Source organism: Mammaliicoccus sp. N-M50, from assembly GCF_022386995.1.
GTDB classification, from domain to species: domain Bacteria; phylum Bacillota; class Bacilli; order Staphylococcales; family Staphylococcaceae; genus Mammaliicoccus; species Mammaliicoccus sciuri_A.
Genome location: NZ_JAJNJA010000029.1, coordinates 1 through 589, shown reverse-complemented (window position 1 = coordinate 589; position 589 = coordinate 1). Strand labels below are relative to the sequence as shown.

The 589-nt window shown below is 37.2% G+C and carries 1 protein-coding gene and 1 pseudogene; both read left to right on the top strand.

From position 1 onward, the window contains the following. The coding region (locus tag LQ622_RS14905; protein ID WP_275590401.1) for a sugar phosphate nucleotidyltransferase at window positions 1-384 on the top strand (384 nt) is incomplete at its 5' end. Window positions 385-401: 17 nt separating this feature from the next. Then, window positions 402-589: pseudogene (locus tag LQ622_RS14900) on the top strand (phospho-sugar mutase); the annotation flags it as partial.

The window sequence follows — 589 nt, the reverse complement described above, 5'->3', positions numbered from 1 at the left end:
GTACCTGAATCAGAAACACATCGTTACGGCATCATTGACCCGAATTCACAAGATGGTCGTTTATACGAAGTGAATCGTTTTGTGGAGAAACCAGAACAAGGAACTGCGCCATCTAATCTAGCGATTATGGGTAGATACGTGTTATCTCCTGAAATCTTTGATTATCTTGAGAATCAAACTGAAGGTAGTGGCGGAGAAATTCAATTAACAGATGCGATTGAACGTTTAAATAAAGATGACAAAGTTTATGCGTATGATTTTGAAGGACAACGCTATGATGTCGGAGAAAAAATTGGATTTGTGAAGACGACGATAGAGTACGCATTGAAAGATGAAGAAATGCGTGATGAAATTAAACGCTATATTCAAACATTAGATATTTAAGTAAAGGAGCTAGAACTTTGAGAGCACAATGGGAAGAAAGAATATCTGAAAGCTTAGTTGAACAGTTTCATAATGTTCAAACAGAAGAAGAAATAGCAGCTGGATTTACAGACGTCTTATCATTTGGAACGGCTGGTATTAGAAGTACCTTCGGTATAGGACCAGGTAGATTGAATAAATTCACGATTCAAAAGTTTGCGCTAGG